Below are 18,040 nucleotides of genomic sequence, written 5' to 3'. Positions count from 1 at the left end.
TTACTCCTGTAACAGGGTCAGTATTGTTTCACGCAAAGTTTCCATGCCCACACCAGAGATAAACGGCATGCCGTGGACCAGCGGAATATCCCCGAACGTGCGGTCGACTTTGGCTGTGGTACAAATCAGGTGCACGCCATCCATGAAAGTTTCAATTTCATTGATGCGGCACTGAACGATCTCCACCTGTATGCCGTGAGCTTCACACAGCTCTTTAATCTCTTCTGCCGCCAGCGTTGAGGTGGCAACAGCGCCGCCACAGGCGACAATGACTTTTCGTTTCACGGTAAGACTCCTTGATGGTCTGTTTTTGATGTTATTTTTTGTAGGACTTCGGGTACAGCGTTGGTCATAAAAACGTCTTTGTTCAAAACACCTTCTATGTTCACAATAACTTCAGGCAGAGACTGCTGCCGCCTTTAGGGGAGTCGCGGCAAATACATGCTGTTTAAACAAGGCTGCCAGCTGATCTTCGGGGACCGTCAGCAAGCCTTCGAAAAACGCAGGATCCTGCAACTGGCTGAATAACTGACGCAATAACACCAGTTGCTCCGACGGATGCGTGACGATCAGCGCCACAATCAATGACGCCGGCACCGTGCCTTCATCGTCAGCCTGAAAGAATTCAACCGGTGCATCGGGGCGTATCAGGTAAATGGCTGGCGTGAGGGCATGTGTAGAATCGCAATGCGGTATGGCGACCGCGTGTTTTTCAAGCTGGATACCGGTGGGGTATTCCGCTTCACGGTCAAGCAGCGCCTGCGGATAGCTATTCTCAACAACACCCGCTTCCACCATGCATTTACCGATATGCGTCAGTGCGTCGTAATAATCTTCAAAGGCGATACCGGTTTTAATGAAGACTTCGCAGTTATGCATGGTTGCACTCTCCGCAGGTTGCTCTTTGTGGAGTACAGCCAAAGTGATAGGCGCGTAAGACGTCCTGAATTTTGTCGATGATCAGTTCATGAGGATCGCTGGCCAGAGCGCCTGCCATCACACGTTCGAACTGGGCTGGCAGATACTGGCTTAGCAGTCCCAGCGGGATATCCAGGGATTGTAAGTTACTGATCAGCACTTCCATCGCCCGGTTGATACGCGCGTGTGGCCAGTAGTAGCGGATACGATCAGAAAGGCTGAAATGAAGGTCGATCAGAGACAGGCTGAATGTCGGGTTGTAATACTTTTTCCAGTAACATGGTTCATCAAGCATGACGCCGTCGATTACCGTCAGCAGCTGGCTGCGGGATTCTGGTGCAATGAGGACCTGTTCGATATTTGCGAGTGCAAAGACAGCCTCACGCAATGCAAAAGTTAGCGCCGGTCCGACTTTGAGAATGGCGTAATGATCGTTTACCAGATTGCGGTAGGAGTTCCGGGTCTGGTAATCGGTGGAATGTGCCTCGTAAACCAGTGGCGTGGTTTTTATATAGGCTGATAAATCTTGTGCGAGATCGGGCTGATAATGGATCACCCTGCTGTGATCGAACTCAACGCCGGGTTGAACCACGACGGCGATGATCCGATTGATGGCTTCTTCCAAACCGGCTTCACGGAATGCCTGATGGTGCATATTTAGCGTCGCTTTCGCGTCTCTGGCTGCGGTAACGTGCACATGCTGAATGGCTGATGCTTCGCCGCCGGGAACCGGCACTTCCGTACCAATGACGTAAGTCAGAGACGCTTTTTGCTGCGGTGTTGCCACTTTTTCCGCGATCTGACATAAACGTGCTGCACGCTGAGCGACAATAAAAGGATCCAGCGTAATAGGATCATCCGCACAGGACATTGAAGCATCCAGATGGATTTTACTGAAACCAGCTTCCACGTAGTGCGCGATTAAGACTTCCGCTTTACTCATTGCACTTTCAGCATTTTCGCTCTGCCAGCAATTTGGCCCCAGATGATCGCCCCCTAATATCAAGCGCTGAACAGGAAAGCCGATTTTCTCGGCTATCGCGAGAACGAAATCGCGAAAATCAATGGGCAACATACCGGTATAGCCACCGAACTGGTTAACCTGATTGGACGTGGCCTCGATGAGGACTTTTCGGCTGGTTTGTAGGTCTTCCCGAAGTGCAGCCTCGATCACCAAAGGGTGGGCCGAGCAGACTGAGCAAATACCGATACTTTCGCCATTCTTATGTTTTGATATTAATTCTTTCATTTTTCCTCCGTTTGTTTTCGAAGATATTCGTATCTTTCCGAAATCCAGACAATAGCGATTTTTGTTTTTCGTGATGATGATCGTAATATTTCGTAAGTTATTTCATTCGTTTTCTTTCGTTTGGGGCGCTGTGCCGTGTAATTTCATTCTGTACACAAATGGATAGTTCGATAAAACATGGTTACGTGTTTCACATTCGGACTATTTTTTTCTCCTCATTGCGAAGTCTTTTGTTTACACTAAGGCCTATATGGCGTTTTGGGCTAAACAGAATGAATACTTTCGATCGTCGCAATAGAATTATTGAGTTAGTCAATCTGAAGGGGAATGTTCAGGTTGCGGAGCTTTCGAGTGCTTTCGGTGTTTCCGAAGTGACCATTCGCTCTGACCTGACTTTGCTGGACCAAAAAGGTGAATTGACCCGTTTTCACGGCGGAGCGGCCAGGCGGCAAGAGAAGGAGAGCCGCGGACAGGATAACCAGCAGCATGAAATGGTGATGGAGGAACGTTATCTTCAGGCCAGTGATCCTAAAAAACGTATCGCTTTGGCGGCCGCTGGCATGGTGAAGCCAGGTAATACCGTGATCCTCGACAGTGGTAGTACTACGATGCTACTTGCTGAAGAACTGGTGAAATTCGGCGATATCACAGTCATTACCAATAATTTACCGGCTGCCTTTGTGCTTTCCGAGAACCCCGATATCACGCTGGTGGTGTGCGGCGGAACGCTGAGACATAAAACGCGTTCATTGCATGGCAACATTACCGAATATGCCTTGCAGGGGATTGTCGCTAACCTGATGTTCGTCGGCGCCGATGGCCTGGATGCGGCATCTGGCATCACGACGTTTAATGAGGGTTACAGTATCAGCGGCATTATGGCTGAGGCTGCCCAGCGGGTTGTTGTCGTCACCGATTCCACCAAGTTTGGTCGTCGGGGATACAACCTTGTGCTGCCAATGGATAAAATCGACGCCATCATTACCGATACGGACATCAGCGAAGAGGCACAGCAGGCACTAAAACAGACATCGACCGATCTCATTCTTGTTTAACTCCCTATCGAAGCAGGTATTTTCAACGCATGCTGACTGTATGCTGCTGGGAAAATAAGGGAAACAGGCAGTTTTAAGGGGTAAGCGGCATCACGAAAACAATGTGAAAGCGTTGCAGTAGCAGACAGAGTATTTTGGGAGATGAATTCAAACACAGGCCGCTGGGAATGATCCCTGTGGCCGGTATGGGGGATATCCAGGTTTCTTGTTATCTACCTCAAAAGTGAGGTATTTCTTTTCCAGAATGTCGTACGTGCCATTTTTTATGGATTTCTGCCTGCACATTGTTAAGTAATTTCAGATACCACAGTTCCCCTGTACGCAGGTCAACCGCTGTGCCCTCCTGCGTATAAGCTTGTCGCCTCGACAGAAATTTCTCGAGTGTCGCTGTGGTAGATCTCACCAATACCTTCACCGAAATAAAACCCGCAATCGGGGTTCGGGTCGTCTGTCGGATCCCGAGCAATATCGCTCCAACATTTTCGGCAATTAACTCGCCGGTACTGAATGGGCTCGTTTGGATCTGCAATGACGATGTTCCATAGCCAGCGCATTACATCATCGGCCCTTATCCGGCCAGAAGCTAACCGGTCTTTCATCGCAGACTGGACTGCGCGATTCACCTTAACATTTCTATACAGGCGTGAGGCTGCTGCGCAAAGAGATCCTGGTGCGCAATTGTACCAAGTGCGACGGTATGCTGCTGACTGATTCAGGTCTTTGAGATACTCATACACAAAGCGCTGTTGCATGTGGTTTAGCCAGTATTCATTGGGCTCATGACTTTCCCTGGCTCGATTTATTTCGTACTTCTGTATCAGTTGAGTATTGAATTGTGTGAGAGGGGGGGAACGTTAATCCCTGCAGGTTTTAAGTGTTGTTGCTGCGTACTATTTGCGTACCTGTTATTGCGTACCCAACCATCAGTCCTGGCGCGTTTTCTGATGGCGTCTTCACTCAGACCATACTTTTTACCCAAGGCTCTGTGGGAAAGTTGGGTGGTGATGTAGTCGTGTGGAGGTAACAAGTTTTCATGAGGCCAGTTATAAGTATAGGCTACTTGAATTCAATATTATAATTATAGTAGATATACACTCAGGAAAGTAGTTGCGAATTATTAAAATGTAAAGCGCCCGATTTATTTTTATCAGGCGTTTTAAATATTGAATAAATTAATCAATTTGAACTTCTATAATTACTTTTGATCCCGTGGTTTCCCTGCATCATCACGCTTTTTACGCAACTGTCCATCCTCGTTTCGAGCCCTCGGTTGTTCACCACCACCAGGTTTTGGAACATTTACATCTTTGTTGATTGGTCGTCTGTCAGTCATTTTTTGTTTCCTTTTACTTTAAAGATGAAAATATTATTTTCGTTTGTGTTTTTAACAAGTGGTTTATAACTGTGTAATTACTGCTTAATTAGATTTCACTTTGATTAGACTTCCGTCAATTGAGCTAATTGAGCCAGATCAAAAAATAGGTATTAATAATTCTCTAATTTTTTAGATTAATGGAGGCTCGACATTTTCCATTGACTACTTTGTATAAATTACATCGATAACGATATGATTTAAATAAATCACTAAAAGATTTTATGTCTGAGAGGGATACTGTAATTGCCTAAAGGTGGATGGGGGTTATTGATTTAACTCGGGTTTTATTATTTTATTGGATACCTCTTGAACTGAGATTACAGCAGTCACTCTAATATTATGCTTATCACCAGCATATCCTGATACCCCATACGTTTTATGGCTGCGTTGGCCGTCTGGCTGTTCATTGGGGCTTTGGGTTTTTTGATGGAGTGGAAAACGTGTTCCCGATGCTGGCTGAGTGGCGAAAGAGTTTGCAGGATATCCAGCGCGGGTTCAGAAAGCGGGATAACGTGAATGTAACCGCTAGCTTTGCGCTTCTGATTGCCTTTCATTTTATGCGCGGGGATCCGCCATTGTTTGTTCTCGAGATCGATATCCTCCCACGCAGTTTCAGCCGCTTCAGCTGGCCGTACTAAAGTCAGTAACTGCCACTTGATCACTAAACGCGTGGTGAGGTCGATACTCGCCAGAGAAACGGCTTTCATGAATGCGGGTAATTCTTCAGGCCGTATCGTTGGCATGTGTTCTTTGGCTGGCATTCTTGAATGCCCGGCCAATACCTGAGGCTGGGTTAGCGTCAATCAGGCCAGAGTTAACAGCATATATCATGATTTCGTTAACCCGCTGGCTCAGACGTCTGACAGTTTCTAATGCTCCGCGACCGGATACCGGTTCAAGCGCACTGATTACCGTCTTTGCTTTGATCGGGCTGACGGGGGAGATTACCCAGGGTTGGGAGCAAATCTTTTTCGATAGAGCGCCAGACGTCTTTGGCATAGTCGGCAGAGATTTCAGATTTTTTAATCTGCATCCAAGCTTCAGCGACCTTTGCAAAGGTGTGCGAGTTCATCGCCGTTTCAGCTTCAGTGAGCTCTCGCTGATGGTTTTGAGGATCGAAATTTTTAGCGAGGAGCGATTTGGCGTTCTCTCTCAACTGGCGCGCATCGGCAAGCGAGATTGAAGGGTAGGCGCCAAAACTGATCAGCGCTCGCGTTTTCGTGTCAGGCCGATAGTAGTTAAAGCGCCATATCTTGACGCCGCTGGGTTTGATCAAAAGGTAAAGACCGCCACCATCCTGCAAAGTGTGTTCTTTATCTTTAGCCTTCGCGGCTTTGATTTCTGTGTTGGTGAGTGGTGTGGTGGTCCGAGCCATTTTAGTAATACGCTTTGTAGTTATATGGAGGGGATATAACTAAACGTATAACCAAAAATGCCGGTTGTATACAGAGCTTACCGGCAGATAACAGGCAATAAAAAAGCCGCAAACCCTTGCGGGCTGCGGCTTTCTTTGCGGTAACGGCCTTATCTGGTAATAACCGAAACCTTGTTTGGTGGAGCTGGGGGGATTTGAACCCCCGTCCAGAATTACTACACCGTCGGCACTACATGCTTAGTCCAATCTTTACATTCGCCGGTTAGCTGCGGATGGACACGCCACTAACAAACTATCCTGATTGGGTTTAACGCTTTCACCCCAGGCAAGGTGTCCACGCGATCTCTTTTGGGTTTGACCTCTCTTGATCCCCGTCCTAAGAGCGGAGGCTAGGGAGAGAGGGCTCTAAGCAGGGTATTAAGCTGCTAGGGCGTAGTTTTCGTCGTTTGCGACTATTTTTTTGCGGCTTTTTACGAGGCCAACCGCCCCTCGGCATGCTCCTTGGGCTTCGCAAATCCTGTCGAATCCAGAATCAGCCCCAAGTACTATTTCGCAGTATACCAGCAAAACACTAAGCTAAGCCAGAGACTTAGCGATTTGCGTGCTTCATGATACGTGCTTTGTCTACTTTCCACTCACGATCTTTGATGTCATCGCGCTTATCGTGCTCTTTCTTACCTTTCGCCAGACCGATCTTCACTTTTGACCAGGCATTTTTCCAGTACATGGAAAGCGCGACCACGGTATAACCGTCGCGACTGACTTTACCGAACAGTGTTTCTAACTCACGTTTGTTCAGCAGTAATTTTCTTGTACGGGTCGGGTCACAAACAATGTGACTGGACGCCATGTTGAGAGGTTGAATGGTTGCGCCAAACAAAAAGGCTTCACCGTCGCGGAATGTGACGTAGCTGTCAGTGATGTTTGCTTTACCAGCACGCATCGATTTGACTTCCCATCCCTGCAAAGCAAGCCCCGCCTCGAATTCATCTTCAATGATATATTCGTGGCGAGCGCGTTTGTTCATCGCGATAGTCGCGGAACCGGGTTTATGTGCTTTTTTCTTTGTCATAGTGATACTTATTATACTGTAAGCGTTGCCGAATGAAATCCCCACGGGTCTGACTCTGTTGTTTTTCCTTTTTTGGCCCCCTGTGCTTCGTAGTTTTTATTACCGTGCGGATAAATGGTATTATCTGTACGTTTTATGACACCTGGAAAATGATATGCCACAGATAAGTCGTTCTGCGCTGGTGCCCTTCAGCGTGGAGCAGATGTACACTTTAGTGAATGATGTTGATGCTTACCCGCAGTTTTTGCCGGGTTGTACTGGCAGCCGTATTTTGGATAACAGTGATACGTCGATGACGGCGGCAGTTGATGTTTCGAAAGCCGGTATCAGCAAAACCTTTACCACGAAGAACACGTTAATCAGTAATAAGCGTATTGATATGCAACTGGTGGATGGCCCGTTTCGTAAGCTGACCGGGGGGTGGGACTTCATCGAACTCAGTCCGGATGCCTGCAAAGTGCAGCTCAGCCTGGATTTCGAATTTACGAATAAATTGATCGAATTGGCTTTCGGGAAAATCTTCAAAGAGTTGGCTGGCAGCATGGTTCAGGCGTTCACCCTGCGGGCGAAAGAGGTCTACAGTGTCTGACATCCGCGTTGAAGTGGTCTATGCGTTGCCTGAACGTCAGTATTTGCGGACCGTTAAACTCGAACAGGGCAGTAATGTCGAACAGGCGCTACTGGCGTCTGGCTTGCTTGAGTTGCGTAAAGATATTGATCTGAAAAAGAACAAATTTGGGATTTACAGTCGCCCGGTCAAACTGGCGGATATCGTCAATGACGGTGACAGAATCGAAATTTACCGGCCGCTGATTGCGGATCCCAAAGAGTTACGGCGTATCCGCGCTGAACGTTCCAAAAAATAAGGCGCCTCTGGCGCCTTATTTTTTTTACCCTGAAAGATGAATTCGTGGTTGTTACCAGCGACCATCACACCGGGACGATTTATTTTTGATCGCTTAACGTCGGCTTGTTATCAATGTTAGTCAGCGTATCTGAGCCGTTGAAGGTCAGTGTCAGTGTTTGCTGAGTGACGCCCTGATGGCCCGGTTCCTGACGGAACACGTAATACCAGACATCGCTGCCAAACGGATCGTGCAGCATCGGCGTGCCAAGAACATAAGCAACCTGTTGCTTAGTCATGCCGGTATGAATTTTTTGTACGTCAGCAGGAGATAAGTAGTTCCCCTGATTAATGTCAGGCCGATAAACCACCTTTTCCAGAGTGGAACAGCCCGCAGTAAGCATTACAAGAGCTACAGCGGCGGCAGTTAGCGTTTTACAGCGCATAGTCATTACATTCCTTTAGGGCATAAGATGCCGATGATAATAGACCTTTCATCAGTTTGAAACCTTTGCGGGGCACCTGTATGACCGCTGAACTGTAAAAAAGTTGAGCTTTTTACGCTGCGAGCAACTCTTTTGCATTGGCCAGGGTGTTTCGGGTGACTTCACTTCCACCCAGTAAACGCGCCAGTTCCTGCAAACGCGCCTTTTTATCGAGGCGATTCATTTGCGTTTCTGTCACTTCACCGTCGGTTTCTTTGCTGACAAAATAATGCTGATGGCCGCAACCTGCAACCTGCGGTAAGTGCGTAACGCACATTACCTGGGTTGATTCACCCAACTGACGCAACAGACGTCCGACAATCGCCGCAGTCGGGCCACTGATGCCGACATCCACTTCATCAAAGATCAGTGCGGGTGTTTCCATCTTCTGCGCTGTAATAACCTGAATCGCCAGCGCGATACGGGAAAGCTCGCCACCTGAAGCGACCTTAGCTAAAGCCTGCAACGGTTGTCCCGGGTTAGTGGTGACCTGGAACTCCAGACGGTCAGCGCCTTCTGCTCCCAGATGTTCCGGTTCGAAATGCACCTGAATCTGGAACTTACCGTGTGGCATGGAAAGAGCTTGCATACTTTGAGTTATCAGCAGCGTCAGTTCATCAGCGAAGAACTGACGCTTATCGTGTAGCTCTGCGGCAATGGCGACAGCTTGCTGGTAATGAGTCTGCACCGCTTCACTCAGTTCGGCCTGATTGGTTTCCTGATCATCGAGCGCCTGCTGTTCTTCGAGCAACTGGCGATGATGCTCGGGCAATTCTTCCGGCCTCACATGATGCTTACGTGCCAGATTCATCTGACGAGATAAACGCTGCTCCAGTTCAAACAACCGGTTCGGATCCATATCCAGACGTTCACTGTAATGGCGAAGTTCGTCACTGGCCTCGCTGATTTGAATCGAGGCGTCGTCCAGCATGATGATGAGGTCATTCATCTTGCTGTCGAGCTCAGCCAGTTCAGTGAGTTGGTTGCGCGCGCTGTATAGCAGGCTGACGATATTTTGATCTTCGCCATCGGCCAGTAAATACAACGCGCTCTGGCTCAGTGAGAGAAGCTGCCCGCTGTTCGCCAGACGTTTGTATTCTTCATCGATTTGTTCATATTCGCCGGCCTGCGGAGAGAACTCGTTGAGCTCTTTCAACTGATATTGTAATAACTGACGACGGGATTCACGTTCGTTCATTTGTTGCTGATACAGCGCCAGCTGGCGGCAACTCTGATGCCAGTTCTGGTAGGCTTTACGCATTTCAGCCAGCAGGAAGGGCTGATCAGAGTAGGCATCCAACAGATGTTTTTGATGTTCAGGTTTGAGTAAAAGCTGGTGGGCGTGCTGCCCGTGGATTTGGATCAGATGCTGACCCAATTCGCGCAGCTGCGATAATGGCACCGGTGTCCCGTTGATAAAGCCCCGTGAGCGCCCGTCATTGCTGATGGTGCGACGCAGCAGGCAGTCATGCCCATCATCGAGTTGATTTTCAGCCAGCCAGAGTTTAGCGGAAGGCGTATCGGCTAAGGTGAAGCGGGCACAGATATCTGCGCGGCTTGCACCTAGGCGCACCATGCTGCCATCGGCGCGGTTGCCCAGGCAAAGCCCGAGAGCGTCAATAGCGATGGACTTACCAGCCCCGGTTTCCCCGGTGATTGCCGTCATCCCTGCATGAAAATCGATTTCTAACTCACGGACAATAGCAAAGTTACTGATAGTTAATTGCGCCAGCATGATCACCTTCCTGTACATAACAACAGACCTGTAATTACATACAGTATAAACTGGTTTTATATACAGTAAAGAGGCTGGCGAATTATTTTTTCAATTCAGAATAGTTTTTTAGACCACCCGAGTTTGGTGCTTAAGGTATTGAAATAACTGTAATCCTTTGGATGAATAAGGTTCAGGTGGAACTCGCTGCGACGAATCACGACTTCTTCACCTGGCTGGATAGGCAACGCAATCTGGCTGTCACAGCTGATTTCCAGATCAGTGCTCATATGCGAGAACCGCAGGCAAATGGTGCTGTTACTGTTAATGACAAGCGGACGCGCCGAGAGCGTGTGCGGGAACATCGGCACCAGCGCAATCGCTTCTAACGTCGGCGTCAGGATCGGGCCACCGCCGGAGAGCGAATACGCCGTTGAACCCGTTGGTGTTGATATAATCAGGCCGTCGGAGCGTTGAGAAAACGCGAATTTGTCGTCGATATAGACTTCAAATTCAATCATGTGTGCGACTTTTCCCGGATGGAGCACCACTTCGTTGATAGCCGTGCTCACGCGACATTGCTGACCTTTACAGCGCACCATCGCTTCCAGCAGGAAACGTTGCTCACTGATATATTCGCCTTGTAAAACGTCATCCAGCTGCTGTAATGCGTTGTCCGGATCCAGGTCGGTGAGAAACCCAAGGTTACCGCGGTTAATGCCGATAACTTTTATGTCATAGCGCGCCAGTACCCGTGCCGCGCCGAGCATATTGCCGTCACCGCCGACCACAACAGCCAGATCTGCTAATTTACCGATGTCCGTCAGACTGCCGGTTTGCGCGCCTTCCAGGGCTAAATCTTGCGCCACCTGCCGCTCAACAATCACCTGATAACCCTTTGAGATTAGCCAGTGATAGAGCATTTCATGGGTGGCAAGTGCGGAAGGATGGCGAGGGTGTCCGACTATCCCAATGCACTCAAATTTTTTATTCATCGCTGTGGTTATCCTCAGCAGGGTGTGATGACTCCTGCATTATGACCGGTTTCATTAAAAACCAAACCTTGAATCCCCGGTTTTGATCCCCATAATAAGCCAACTAGCAAGATTAATGCTAAAACGCGGAGATATTCATGAGTAGTAAAGAACATAAGACACCTGACGAGCAAGTCTCTGAAGAACTGAATCAGGAACAAGAGCTGCATGCGCAAGCGGAAACTCAGGCGGCAGATGTCGTTGACCCGCGCGATGAACGCATTGCTGAATTAGAAGCACAGCTGAAAGAAGTCCAGCAGCGTGAGCGTGACAGCCTGCTGCGTGCGAAAGCGGAAGTGGAAAACGTCCGTCGCCGTACTGAACTGGATATCGAAAAAGCACATAAATTCGCCCTGGAAAAATTCTCCGGCGAGTTGCTGCCAGTTATTGATAACCTGGAACGTGCGATCGATTTGGCTGATAAATCCAATCCTGAACTGACCGGTCTGATTGAAGGGGTTGAGCTGACCCTGAAATCCATGCTGGATGCGGTTCGCAAGTTCGGTATGGAAGTTGTGGGCGATATTCACGTCCCATTCAATCCTGAACTGCATCAGGCGATGACCATGATGGAATCCGAAGAGCTGGAGCCTAATCACGTGATTATGGTTATGCAGAAGGGTTACACGCTGAATGGTCGTCTCCTACGCCCGGCGATGGTCGCGGTTTCAAAGGCGAAAGCCTGATTCTGTTTTGAACAGAGACAGATGATGAGAGAGGCACCTTTGCGGGTGCCTCTTTTTTACGTCATTCTGCAGGTAATACTGGCACCCAATCGATGGGAGCCAGCCCCTGTTGTTCCAACAAGGTATTCGCCTGAGAGAAATGTTTGCAACCCAGGAACCCGCGATGTGCCGAAAGCGGGGAAGGGTGCGGCGCTTTCAGAACATGATGGCGTTGCGTATCTATAATGTTGCCCTTTTTCTGTGCGTGCGAACCCCACAGTAAGAAGACAATCCCTTCGCGATTTTCATTCAGTGCCGCAATCACCCGATCGGTGAACGTTTCCCAGCCCAGTTTGGCGTGAGAGTGGGCCTGCCCGCCTTCAACGGTCAGAACCGTGTTAAGCAGTAACACCCCCTGATCGGCCCAGCTTTGCAGATAGCCGTGGTTCGGACGCTCAAACCCCGGAATATCCGTCATCAGCTCTTTATACATATTCACCAGCGATGGGGGCGCAGGAATACCGGGACGCACGGAGAAGGATAAACCGTGTGCCTGATTAGGACCGTGGTAAGGGTCCTGCCCGAGAATCACCACTTTCACATCTGCCAGCTCTGCCGAGCGAAAGGCGTTAAACACATCCTGTTGCGGCGGATAAATGGTTTTCCCTGCTGCACGTTCAGCGGCAACGAACTTCAGGGTTTCAACGAAGTAGGGCTTTTCTTTTTCCTGACCAATCACGTCATGCCAGGTGAGAGTAGTGGACATTGACGCTCTCCTTTTGAAGGTAATTTTGTTGCGCGTAGCTTACCTGCTCGTTCTTCTGAGTGAAACCCGCACATCATTTTGCTGATGTTTATCTGTGGCTTAAGGTTTGCGTGCAAATTTTATTGATAATTTACAAAAATAATTTAAGTAAAGGGCTTGGAAAAATTGATATAAAACATAAATATGCCGTGAGCAGGAAATAGGCACACTAAAAAGATTGATATTAGTCAAGGTTTGCGGGGTGTAGTGCTGTTATATCTGAGAGCAGAAATAACAGGTTGCCGTATGAACCTGGCACTCAACCTATTAACAGTATCGTAGCCAATTATGGAGGCAACATATGATCACCGGGATCCAAATTACCAAAACTAACAACGAAGCCCTGAAAAATTCTTTCTGGCTGCTGGATGATGAGAAAGCGGAAGCTCGCTGCGTGTGTGCAAAAGCGGGTTATGCGGAAGACCAGATCGTTGCTGTCAGCGAACTCGGCCAGTTCGAATACCGTGAAGTGCCGATGGAAGTTCAACCGACTGTACGCGTAGAGGGTGGCCAACACCTGAACGTTAACGTACTGCGTCGCGAAACGCTGGAAGATGCGGTTAAGCATCCTGAAAAATACCCACAGCTGACCATTCGTGTGTCCGGCTATGCGGTACGTTTTAACTCCCTGACTGCTGAACAGCAGCGTGACGTGATCACCCGTACCTTCACCGAAAGCCTGTAATCACAGCGCTGTTTCGCTGACTGAATCCAATAAAAAACCGCCTGAAAGGCGGTTTTTTTTCATCTGTATCAGGTGATTAGCTGATACTTATTTTGACGCGTCTTTCGCCGCATCAGGTTTTACGCGGCGTTTGCCTACGTTTTTACTGTCGCGATGGCGAACCTTCACTTTCACCTTCGATTTTTCCTGCGCGGATTTCTGTTTCTCTTTACGCTTCGCCAGCACTTTCTTCGATGGCTTGCCTGTGGTTTTCTCGCTTGGTGCTTTCGTTTTCGGACGCAGTTCGTCGATCACGCGAGGTTTCAGCGGCTCATTCAGATAACGGCCAATTTTGCCCAGCAGCAGATGGTCATGCGCTTCCACGAACGAAATCGCGGTACCTTTACGGCCAGCACGGCCGGTACGCCCGATACGGTGCAGGTAGATATCAGCCGTCAGCGGCAGGTCAAAGTTGAAGACGTGGCTGATGTCGTTGATGTCCAGACCGCGCGCGGCGATATCGGTGGCAACCAGCACGTTCACGCGGTCTTCGACCATGCGTTTAACCGCTTCAGTACGCTTAACCTGAACCATTTCGCCTTCGAGATAGCAGGAGTTAATTCCCGCTTCGCGCAGCCATGCAACCAGTTCGTGAACACGCTCACGCTTACGCACGAAGATCACGGATTTGGTGACATCTTCCTGCTTCAGCAGGTGGATCAGCATCTGCGTTTTGTGTGGCACATCATCAACGCGATAATACCACTGCAGGATCTTCTTACGTTCGCGACGTGACGGATCGGCTTCGATCTCTACCGGTTCAGTCAGAATGCGTTCGGCGAATTCACGGATGGCTTCCCCTTCAAGCGTTGCGGAGAACAGCAACGTCTGTTTGCGCCAGCGTGCTTCGGCAGAAATGGTTTCGATATCCTGCGCAAAACCCATGTCCAGCATGCGGTCAGCTTCATCGAGGATCAGCGTTTCGATGGCGCGGCAATCGAAGTTTTCTTCTTTAATGTATTGCAGCAAACGGCCAGTCGTCGCGACGACAATGTCCTGGTTTTCGCTGAATACTTCGGCATGGTTCATGTAAGCCACGCCGCCGGTGATCGTCGCGATATCCAGATCGGTATGCTTAGCCAGTTCGCGTGCCTGATCGGCAACCTGCATGGCCAGTTCACGGGTTGGCGTGAGGATCAGAATTCGTGGCGGACCAGATTTCTTACGCGGGAAATCCAGCAAATGCTGCAATGCAGGCAACAGGAATGCCGCTGTTTTGCCGGTGCCGGTAGGAGCCGAACCCAACACATCGCGTCCGTCCATTGCAGGCGGAATTGCCTCTGCCTGAATGACAGTCGGGCGGGTATAGCCTTTTTCGCCTAAGGCGTCTAGCAGGCGTTCATCGAGTTCGAGTTCGGAAAAATTCGTTACAGTCATGGTCTACCTCTACTTGGGGCGCCGATTATAGACGTGTTAGACGCGATCTTCACCTATTTAAGCGGTTTGTGTACCTTTTCCTCTGCATCTCTTTGCCCTATGCTACGTCAGTTTTCGTTCACAGGCCTGATGACTGGCGCAATTACGGTGAAATCAGTGACAAAAGAAGTCAGTTCCCCTCAGCCTTTACGGCGTAATGGATTTACCTTTAAACAGTTCTTTGTGGCGCACGATCGGTGCGCGATGAAAGTTGGCACCGATGGCGTTCTGCTTGGCGCAACGGCATCGGTGACCCATACCCGGCGTATTCTGGATATCGGCTGCGGTAGCGGACTTATCGCTATGATGCTGGCGCAGCGCACCGGTCCCCAGACGCAGATTGATGCCGTGGAACTTGAGCCTGCCGCGGCTTCGCAGGCGGCTGAAAATTTTGCCGAGTCCATTTGGGCACACAGGATGGCCGTGTATGCACAGGATATCAATGATTACGCCGATGAACATCAGGCAGCATATGACCTGATCGTCAGTAATCCCCCTTACTTCGAATCTGCGGTAGCCTGCCGCGATGAAGCGCGAAATGCTGCGCGATACACTGAAACGCTGACCCACGACGCGTTGCTCGATTGTGCGGCTAAGCTCATCACGCCTGAGGGAGTGTTCAGCGTAGTGCTGCCTTATGATATTGGGATGACGTTTGAAGCGATGGCGCATCAGAAAGGCTGGTTCAGCGCCTGGAGGATGGTGGTTCGCGATCGCCCAGGGAAACCCCTGAACCGTATGCTGCTGACATTATCCCGACAACCGGCAGATATTGTCGAACAGGAACTGGCGCTGCGCAAATCTGAAGGGATTTATAGCGAAGCGTTTTGCGCATTGATTACGGATTTTTATCTGAATTATTGAGAAGGGCAAAAATTGAAAAGTGCGTTCCTTCGCACTTTGACGCCATTAAGGCTGGAGGATCGTGGGCTGCGGGTTTTCCTGTAAATCAGGGTAATCCAGCGTGTAGTGCAGTCCGCGACTTTCCTTGCGTTCCATGGCACTGCGGACAATCAGCTCCGCGACTAACACCAGATTTCGCAACTCGAGCAAGTTATTGGAGATGCGGAAATTGGCGTAGTATTCATCAATCTCCTGCTGCAGTGTCATGATACGACGCAGCGCACGCTCCAGTCGTTTCGTCGTGCGCACAATCCCAACGTAGTCCCACATGAACAACCTCAATTCATGCCAGTTATGTTGGATAACTACTTGCTCATCGGAATTGTCCACCCGGCTTTCGTCCCACTGCGGTACATGTTTTGCCAGTTTGACGTGAGGTAACCGCTTAATAATATCTTCAGCCGCTGACCAGCCATACACCACGCATTCGAGTAAAGAGTTCGATGCCAGCCGGTTCGCACCATGCAAGCCGGTGTAGCTGACTTCACCGATAGCATATAAACCGTCGAGATCGGTACGCCCGTGCTGATCGACCATCACGCCACCGCAGGTGTAATGCGCAGCAGGAACAATCGGAATGGCTTCTTTGGTGAGATCAATGCCGAGAGAGCTGAGCTTTTCATCAATCATTGGAAAGTGATGTTTGATGAATTCCGGCGGGCGATGGCTGATATCAAGATACATGCAATCCGCGCCGAGCCGCTTCATCTCATGGTCAATGGCTCTGGCAACGACATCGCGGGGAGCCAGTTCGCCACGCGAGTCAAAGTCCGGCATAAAGCGCGAGCCGTCCGGGCGTTTGAGTACGGCGCCTTCGCCGCGCAGGGCTTCCGTCAGCAGGAAATTACGTGCCTGCGGATGATAGAGACAGGTCGGGTGAAACTGATTGAATTCGAGATTGGCCACACGACAGCCTGCGCGCCAGGCCATTGCGACACCGTCGCCCGATGAAATATCCGGATTGGTGGTGTATTGATACACTTTCGCCGCACCGCCCGTCGCCAGCACAACGGCTTTGGCTCGCAGCGTTTCGACATGTTCTTTGTCGCGGTTCCAGACATACGCACCCACCACGCGCTGTGTACCCGGTAAACCGATTTTGCTGGAGGTAATTAAATCAACTGCATTATAGCGTTCCTTAACGCAAATATTGGCATGTGCTCTTGCTTTACTTACCAGCGTAGTTTCTACTTCTTTACCTGTCGCATCAGCAGCATGCAGGATTCTGCGGTGGCTGTGACCACCTTCACGGGTCAGGTGATAACGTTCTTCTGAACTCGCGTTGGTTTCGGTATCAAACAGAACTCCCTGATCGATCAACCACTGGACGCAATGGCGTGCATTGCTGGCGATAAATTCAACGGCTTCTTTATCGCATAATCCTGCGCCGGCGATTAAAGTGTCTTCGACGTGTGAGGCAATACTGTCTGCTTCATCGAAAACGGCGGCGATACCACCCTGTGCGTAAAAGGTAGAGCCTTCGTTGAGAGGGCCTTTGCTGAGAATAGTTACGTGACAGTGGTCTGCAAGTCGCAAAGCCAAAGAAAGGCCCGCAGCGCCACTTCCGATAATCAATACATCACTGACAAATTCAGATGAAGGTTGCATAACGTATGATGTTTGCAGAAGAAGAGGGAAATTCATGTTAGCCTAAACCTCCGTGCAAAAGCCACGGGCATGAGACTTCATTAGAAAAAACAATGGCGATGTGGAACTTAACGTTCCATGTGAACTCCAAGCTGTACTTGCTCAGGAATATAATGATGAAAGCTGGCAGTACTACTTTATGCGCGGAGATAGTTTTGGGGAGATTTTACCTCGGATGAGCGAGCAGTTAGCCGATCAGGTTCTGGTTGAGCGGGTCCAGAAGGGTGATCAAAAATCGTTCAATTTACTGGTTATCCGATACCAGCATAAGGTAGCGAGCCTTGTATCCCGCTATGTGCCACAGGGCGATGTGCCTGATGTGGTTCAGGAATCTTTCATTAAAGCCTATCGCGCACTGGAATCGTTCCGTGGCGACAGCGCTTTTTATACCTGGCTGTACCGTATTGCAGTCAATACGGCGAAAAATTATTTAGTTGCTCAGGGCAGGCGTCCACCCTCCAGTGATGTGGATGCAAACGAAGCCGAGAATTTTGAAAGTGGCGGCGCTCTGAAAGAAATATCGAACCCTGAGAACTTGATGTTGTCAGAAGAGTTACGGCAAATAGTTTTCCGTACTATTGAAGCACTCCCGGAAGATCTTCGCATGGCGATCACTCTGAGGGAGCTGGATGGATTAAGCTACGAAGAGATAGCGACCATCATGGACTGTCCGGTGGGTACGGTGAGATCCCGAATTTTCCGTGCCCGGGAAGCAATTGACAATAAAGTTCAACCGCTCATCCAGCGTTAGAGATGACG

The 18,040-nt window shown here is 49.5% G+C and carries 22 protein-coding genes and 1 other RNA gene; 7 read left to right on the top strand and 16 right to left on the bottom strand.

From position 1 onward, the window contains the following. From gatB to gatZ, 3 genes are all read right to left on the bottom strand, one after another. Positions 1-285 (bottom strand): PTS galactitol transporter subunit IIB, encoded by a 285-nt coding sequence (gene gatB / locus I2123_RS19235; RefSeq protein ID WP_112164223.1) that lies wholly within the window; start codon positions 283-285, stop codon positions 1-3. Between the two features lie 111 nt (positions 286-396). After that, positions 397-879, bottom strand: coding sequence for a PTS galactitol transporter subunit IIA (gene gatA / locus I2123_RS19230; protein WP_213051276.1), 483 nt, complete (start codon positions 877-879; stop codon positions 397-399). Then, positions 872-2,167, bottom strand: coding sequence for a tagatose-bisphosphate aldolase subunit GatZ (gene gatZ, locus I2123_RS19225; RefSeq protein WP_213051275.1), 1,296 nt, complete (start codon positions 2,165-2,167; stop codon positions 872-874). The genes gatA and gatZ overlap by 8 nt, the downstream gene beginning before the upstream one ends. Positions 2,168-2,439: 272 nt before the next feature. Here gatZ and I2123_RS19220 point away from each other — a divergent pair, with 272 nt between their 5' ends. After that, complete coding sequence (locus I2123_RS19220; RefSeq protein ID WP_213051274.1) at positions 2,440-3,222, top strand: DeoR/GlpR family DNA-binding transcription regulator; 783 nt, start codon at positions 2,440-2,442, stop codon at positions 3,220-3,222. A gap of 326 nt (positions 3,223-3,548) precedes the next feature. Here the strand turns inward: I2123_RS19220 and I2123_RS25825 are convergent, their stop codons facing one another. The 7 genes from I2123_RS25825 to smpB form a co-directional block, all read right to left on the bottom strand. Continuing rightward, positions 3,549-3,974: a terminase small subunit gene (locus I2123_RS25825; protein ID WP_213051273.1), complete on the bottom strand. Its 426-nt coding sequence runs from the start codon at positions 3,972-3,974 to the stop codon at positions 3,549-3,551. A 443-nt stretch (positions 3,975-4,417) separates the two neighbouring features. After that, on the bottom strand, positions 4,418-4,555 hold the full coding sequence (locus I2123_RS19210) for a hypothetical protein (protein WP_167457484.1): 138 nt from the start codon (positions 4,553-4,555) through the stop codon (positions 4,418-4,420). A gap of 368 nt (positions 4,556-4,923) precedes the next feature. Further along, positions 4,924-5,358 carry a tyrosine-type recombinase/integrase gene (locus I2123_RS25585; protein WP_244879854.1) on the bottom strand — a complete coding sequence of 145 codons (435 nt, stop codon included), beginning with the start codon at positions 5,356-5,358 and terminating at the stop codon, positions 4,924-4,926. After that, positions 5,321-5,596: a phage integrase central domain-containing protein gene (locus tag I2123_RS25820; RefSeq protein ID WP_414059709.1), complete on the bottom strand. Its 276-nt coding sequence runs from the start codon at positions 5,594-5,596 to the stop codon at positions 5,321-5,323. The genes I2123_RS25585 and I2123_RS25820 overlap by 38 nt, the downstream gene beginning before the upstream one ends. Further along, positions 5,493-5,972 carry an integrase arm-type DNA-binding domain-containing protein gene (locus I2123_RS25580; RefSeq protein WP_244879853.1) on the bottom strand — a complete coding sequence of 160 codons (480 nt, stop codon included), beginning with the start codon at positions 5,970-5,972 and terminating at the stop codon, positions 5,493-5,495. The genes I2123_RS25820 and I2123_RS25580 overlap by 104 nt, the downstream gene beginning before the upstream one ends. A gap of 176 nt (positions 5,973-6,148) precedes the next feature. Further along, positions 6,149-6,512: a transfer-messenger RNA gene (ssrA, locus tag I2123_RS19200) on the bottom strand. A 49-nt stretch (positions 6,513-6,561) separates the two neighbouring features. After that, entirely contained in the window at positions 6,562-7,044 is a 483-nt protein-coding gene (gene smpB, locus I2123_RS19195) for an SsrA-binding protein SmpB (RefSeq protein ID WP_112164228.1), read from the bottom strand. A 154-nt stretch (positions 7,045-7,198) separates the two neighbouring features. On the opposite strand from smpB, the gene I2123_RS19190 reads away from it, so the two are divergent. After that, positions 7,199-7,633, top strand: coding sequence for a type II toxin-antitoxin system RatA family toxin (locus tag I2123_RS19190; RefSeq protein ID WP_112164229.1), 435 nt, complete (start codon positions 7,199-7,201; stop codon positions 7,631-7,633). Then, positions 7,626-7,910, top strand: a complete 285-nt coding sequence (locus I2123_RS19185) for an RnfH family protein (protein WP_112164230.1) — start codon at positions 7,626-7,628, stop codon at positions 7,908-7,910. The genes I2123_RS19190 and I2123_RS19185 overlap by 8 nt, the downstream gene beginning before the upstream one ends. Positions 7,911-7,989: 79 nt before the next feature. On the opposite strand, the gene bamE is transcribed toward I2123_RS19185, so the two are convergent. The 3 genes from bamE to nadK form a co-directional block, all read right to left on the bottom strand. After that, complete coding sequence (bamE, locus tag I2123_RS19180; protein ID WP_112164231.1) at positions 7,990-8,334, bottom strand: outer membrane protein assembly factor BamE; 345 nt, start codon at positions 8,332-8,334, stop codon at positions 7,990-7,992. Between the two features lie 112 nt (positions 8,335-8,446). Next, the gene (recN, locus tag I2123_RS19175) at positions 8,447-10,108 is read right to left on the bottom strand and encodes a DNA repair protein RecN (protein WP_167457485.1); all 1,662 of its coding nucleotides are present in this window, start codon (positions 10,106-10,108) and stop codon (positions 8,447-8,449) included. A gap of 95 nt (positions 10,109-10,203) precedes the next feature. Beyond that, positions 10,204-11,082 carry an NAD(+) kinase gene (nadK, locus tag I2123_RS19170; protein WP_213051272.1) on the bottom strand — a complete coding sequence of 293 codons (879 nt, stop codon included), beginning with the start codon at positions 11,080-11,082 and terminating at the stop codon, positions 10,204-10,206. A 137-nt stretch (positions 11,083-11,219) separates the two neighbouring features. Here nadK and grpE point away from each other — a divergent pair, with 137 nt between their 5' ends. After that, positions 11,220-11,807 carry a nucleotide exchange factor GrpE gene (gene grpE, locus I2123_RS19165; RefSeq protein ID WP_112164234.1) on the top strand — a complete coding sequence of 196 codons (588 nt, stop codon included), beginning with the start codon at positions 11,220-11,222 and terminating at the stop codon, positions 11,805-11,807. Between the two features lie 61 nt (positions 11,808-11,868). Here the strand turns inward: grpE and ung are convergent, their stop codons facing one another. Beyond that, on the bottom strand, positions 11,869-12,552 hold the full coding sequence (ung, locus tag I2123_RS19160; RefSeq protein WP_112164235.1) for a uracil-DNA glycosylase: 684 nt from the start codon (positions 12,550-12,552) through the stop codon (positions 11,869-11,871). Positions 12,553-12,892: 340 nt separating this feature from the next. Between ung and grcA the strand changes: the two genes are divergently transcribed. Continuing rightward, positions 12,893-13,276 carry an autonomous glycyl radical cofactor GrcA gene (grcA, locus tag I2123_RS19155; protein WP_112164236.1) on the top strand — a complete coding sequence of 128 codons (384 nt, stop codon included), beginning with the start codon at positions 12,893-12,895 and terminating at the stop codon, positions 13,274-13,276. Between the two features lie 87 nt (positions 13,277-13,363). Here the strand turns inward: grcA and srmB are convergent, their stop codons facing one another. Continuing rightward, positions 13,364-14,692 carry an ATP-dependent RNA helicase SrmB gene (srmB, locus tag I2123_RS19150; RefSeq protein ID WP_112164237.1) on the bottom strand — a complete coding sequence of 443 codons (1,329 nt, stop codon included), beginning with the start codon at positions 14,690-14,692 and terminating at the stop codon, positions 13,364-13,366. A gap of 156 nt (positions 14,693-14,848) precedes the next feature. Between srmB and trmN the strand changes: the two genes are divergently transcribed. Next, entirely contained in the window at positions 14,849-15,595 is a 747-nt protein-coding gene (gene trmN, locus I2123_RS19145; RefSeq protein WP_414065937.1) for a tRNA(1)(Val) (adenine(37)-N(6))-methyltransferase TrmN, read from the top strand. A gap of 45 nt (positions 15,596-15,640) precedes the next feature. On the opposite strand, the gene nadB is transcribed toward trmN, so the two are convergent. Beyond that, positions 15,641-17,242, bottom strand: a complete 1,602-nt coding sequence (gene nadB, locus I2123_RS19140) for an L-aspartate oxidase (RefSeq protein ID WP_208640446.1) — start codon at positions 17,240-17,242, stop codon at positions 15,641-15,643. 214 nt (positions 17,243-17,456) lie between these two features. Between nadB and rpoE the strand changes: the two genes are divergently transcribed. Further along, positions 17,457-18,032 carry an RNA polymerase sigma factor RpoE gene (rpoE, locus tag I2123_RS19135; protein WP_056771962.1) on the top strand — a complete coding sequence of 192 codons (576 nt, stop codon included), beginning with the start codon at positions 17,457-17,459 and terminating at the stop codon, positions 18,030-18,032. Positions 18,033-18,040: the final 8 nt, after the last annotated feature.

Origin of the sequence: Rahnella inusitata (genome assembly GCF_018288855.1) — a bacterium.
GTDB classification, from domain to species: Bacteria; Pseudomonadota; Gammaproteobacteria; order Enterobacterales; family Enterobacteriaceae; genus Rahnella; species Rahnella inusitata.
Note: the sequence above shows the minus strand (reverse complement) of the source record. Positions and strands in the feature narration are given on the sequence as shown.

Coding starts and splice junctions, on each gene's coding strand:
- rpoE (WP_056771962.1), top strand. CDS start 17,457: ATGAGCGAGCAGTTAGCCGATCAGGTTCTGGTTGAGCGGGTCCAGAAG.
- I2123_RS25820 (WP_414059709.1), bottom strand. CDS start 5,596: ATGCCAAAGACGTCTGGCGCTCTATCGAAAAAGATTTGCTCCCAACCC.
- grcA (WP_112164236.1), top strand. CDS start 12,893: ATGATCACCGGGATCCAAATTACCAAAACTAACAACGAAGCCCTGAAA.
- I2123_RS25580 (WP_244879853.1), bottom strand. CDS start 5,972: ATGGCTCGGACCACCACACCACTCACCAACACAGAAATCAAAGCCGCG.
- gatZ (WP_213051275.1), bottom strand. CDS start 2,167: ATGAAAGAATTAATATCAAAACATAAGAATGGCGAAAGTATCGGTATT.
- smpB (WP_112164228.1), bottom strand. CDS start 7,044: ATGACAAAGAAAAAAGCACATAAACCCGGTTCCGCGACTATCGCGATG.
- grpE (WP_112164234.1), top strand. CDS start 11,220: ATGAGTAGTAAAGAACATAAGACACCTGACGAGCAAGTCTCTGAAGAA.
- I2123_RS19210 (WP_167457484.1), bottom strand. CDS start 4,555: ATGACTGACAGACGACCAATCAACAAAGATGTAAATGTTCCAAAACCT.
- ung (WP_112164235.1), bottom strand. CDS start 12,552: ATGTCCACTACTCTCACCTGGCATGACGTGATTGGTCAGGAAAAAGAA.
- nadB (WP_208640446.1), bottom strand. CDS start 17,242: ATGCAACCTTCATCTGAATTTGTCAGTGATGTATTGATTATCGGAAGT.
- I2123_RS19220 (WP_213051274.1), top strand. CDS start 2,440: ATGAATACTTTCGATCGTCGCAATAGAATTATTGAGTTAGTCAATCTG.
- recN (WP_167457485.1), bottom strand. CDS start 10,108: ATGCTGGCGCAATTAACTATCAGTAACTTTGCTATTGTCCGTGAGTTA.
- srmB (WP_112164237.1), bottom strand. CDS start 14,692: ATGACTGTAACGAATTTTTCCGAACTCGAACTCGATGAACGCCTGCTA.
- bamE (WP_112164231.1), bottom strand. CDS start 8,334: ATGCGCTGTAAAACGCTAACTGCCGCCGCTGTAGCTCTTGTAATGCTT.
- nadK (WP_213051272.1), bottom strand. CDS start 11,082: ATGAATAAAAAATTTGAGTGCATTGGGATAGTCGGACACCCTCGCCAT.
- I2123_RS19190 (WP_112164229.1), top strand. CDS start 7,199: ATGCCACAGATAAGTCGTTCTGCGCTGGTGCCCTTCAGCGTGGAGCAG.
- gatA (WP_213051276.1), bottom strand. CDS start 879: ATGCATAACTGCGAAGTCTTCATTAAAACCGGTATCGCCTTTGAAGAT.
- I2123_RS25825 (WP_213051273.1), bottom strand. CDS start 3,974: ATGCAACAGCGCTTTGTGTATGAGTATCTCAAAGACCTGAATCAGTCA.
- I2123_RS25585 (WP_244879854.1), bottom strand. CDS start 5,358: ATGCCAGCCAAAGAACACATGCCAACGATACGGCCTGAAGAATTACCC.